Source organism: Deltaproteobacteria bacterium (assembly GCA_003696105.1).
Lineage (GTDB): Bacteria > Myxococcota_A > Polyangia > Haliangiales > J016 > J016.
In genome coordinates this window covers 1-2,591 of the sequence record RFGE01000039.1, presented here as the reverse complement: position 1 = coordinate 2,591, position 2,591 = coordinate 1, and the positions used below count along the sequence as shown (strand labels likewise).

Annotated in this window: 1 protein-coding gene; it reads left to right on the top strand. The window is 70.7% G+C overall.

The genetic code is table 11. The features are described 5' to 3' along the window. The first annotated feature begins 260 nt into the window (after positions 1-260). Entirely contained in the window at positions 261-2,495 is a 2,235-nt protein-coding gene (locus tag D6689_02545) for a hybrid sensor histidine kinase/response regulator (GenBank protein RMH44359.1), read from the top strand. Positions 2,496-2,591: the final 96 nt, after the last annotated feature.

Genomic DNA, 2,591 nt, shown 5'->3' with positions numbered 1-2,591 from the left:
GGCGGAACCGCACGGGGGCGCGCCCGCAGGCTGGCTGGAGCGGCATCGCCGCCGCCGGTTCCTGCGCGAGCGGCTCGGTTTGCCGCGCTCGCGCCAGCGGCCGCTGCTCGGGTAGCGTCCCGGGCCGGCCGCCGGGGCGGTGGATCGTGGGGGCCTCCCCTCGGGTAGCCAAACTTTGTCACAAAAATACGTAATTCATATTACTCGTTTTTATGGCAGAGTAAACTCCGTGGGGTCGGGGCGGATTCTCGAGAGGCAACGTGTCGTACCTCGCCATCGCACAGGCTTTGCGCCTCGCTTTCGTCGGCATGCTGGCGTTCATCGCCGCGTACCAGCTGTGGGTGGCGCGCGTGCAAAACGGCGAGCCGGTGGCGCGGACGAGTGCGGCGTGGGCGACCGCGTTGGCCGTGGCGCTGCTCGGTCGCTTCATCCAACACGCCGCGACCTCCCCGGACGCGATCGAACTCGGCTACCGCATCGCGCACACCGGGCTGTTCGCGATCGCCCCCCTGGCGCTGTTGCTGGTGTTCCAGCTGCGCGACGCCGCGCGGCCGCGCTGGCTACCGCTGGCGCTCGTCGCCAGCGCGGTTCCGGTGGTGGGAGTATGGTGCGGCGATCTGCTGGTATCGAGCCGCCAGCGGCTGTTCGAGACGCTCACCGGTGACGCGGTGATCGGCCCCGAGCCGGTACCGCTCGGCGTCCTCGCCATTCCCTACGCCGCGGTCGTGACCGTCACCGTCGTGTCCGCCTTCCGGCGTGCGCGCCGCCGCGCGGACTGGTTCCACCGCGTACCGATCTGGGTCGTCGTAGCCGTCGTGGTCCCCGCGATCGTCAACGACTCGCTGTTTTGGGCTGGAGCGTTGCGCACCATCGAACTGACCGACTACGCGCTCATGTTTCAGATGCTCACGATGTCCGCCGCGATCATCGCGCGCAGCGGGGATCTGTACCGGCAACTCGAGGTACAGGTGGTCGAGCGCACGCGCGATTTGCGCGAGCGCGAGCGCGAGCTGTCGGCGTCCCTGGAACGCCTCGACCGCCTGATCGTCACGATCCCGGACGTCGTGTGCGTGTTGCGCGACGGCGTCATCGAATTCGCAAATCGCGCCGCGGAATCGTTCTTTCAAACGCCGCTTCGGGAACTCGTCGGTCGTCGAGCGCTCGAGTGGGTCGCCGCCGAAGACGAACGTACGGCGCGCACGGTTCTGGTGGACGGAGCCGCGAGTCCCGCGCCGGTGTCGGTCCAGTTTCGTCGCGCTCGCGGCGATCGGCGAATCGGCGAGGTCGTCGCGATGGACTTCGACACGGGCGACGGGGCGGCGCGGCTCGCGATCATTCGCGACGTGACCGAGCGCCACCAGTTGCTCGCCCAGATTCAGGTGACCGATCGCCTCGCGTCCGTGGGGACGCTCGCCGCCGGGGTCGCGCACGAGATCAACAACCCGCTGGCATTCGTGTCGGCCAACCTCGAGGTCGGTAGCGAACTGGTCGACGGGCCGCTCGACGACGCTGCCGTAGCCGAGCTGCGGGAACTGCTCGCCGAGTGTCGCGACGGCGTGGCCCGCATCGCCGCGATCGTCCGCGACCTCAAGGGCTTCGCGCGGGACCAGGGCTCGCTCGGGCCGGTGGACGTCGCGTCGGTGCTCGACCGCACGATCAAGATGGCGATGTTGCAGGTGCGCCACCGCGCCCAGCTGGTGCGCCGCATCCGGCCGGTTCCGGCCGTGTTCGCCGAGCGCGGCCGCCTCGGCCAGGTGTTTCTCAACCTGCTGGTCAACGCCGCCCAGGCGCTGCCCGACGACGGCGGCGATCACCGGATCGAAGTCGACGTGCGGGCCGGCGCGGACGGGCGGGTCGTCGTCGACATCGCGGATACGGGCTGCGGCATTCCAGACGCCGTGCGCAGTCGGGTGTTCGACCCGTTCGTCACGACCAAACCGCAGGGGGAGGGCACCGGTCTCGGCCTGTGGGTGAGTCACCAGATCGTGACGTCGTTCGGTGGAACGCTGGAATTGCTCGACCGCGCCGGCGGCGGAACCGTCGCGCGCGTGACGCTCGTGCGCGCCGACGGCCGGGCCCCGTCGACCGGGGAGTTCACGCCGCGGCCGGAACCGGCCGCTGGGGCGCGCTACCGGCTGCTCGTGGTCGACGACGAGCGCCTGGTGCTGGCGTCGATGCGCCGCCTGTTGCGCGCGTACGATGTCGTCACGGCCGAGTCGGTGGACGAAGCCGTGGCGTGGCTCGACCGAGACCGGTTCGACGCGATCCTGGCCGACCTGATGATGCCGGGCCGCGACGGCGTCGACCTGTACGAGGAGGCGCGATCGCGCGGACTGTCCGACCGCGTCATCATCCTCACCGGCGGGGCGTGCACGGACCGCGCGGCGCGGTTCCTCGACGAATCGGGCGTGCCGCGCGTCACCAAGCCGGCGACGCTGCCGCAGATCGACCGCGCAGTCGCGCGGGTCGCGGCGCCGCCGCGGTGCGCGCCGTAACTGCGGCAGCCCCGGCTCGGTCGCCGCGCGTGGGTGCGCCGTATCGACGAGGGGCTCGAGAGACGTCGTGTGCGTGCGCAACGAGCGAGTCCCGGG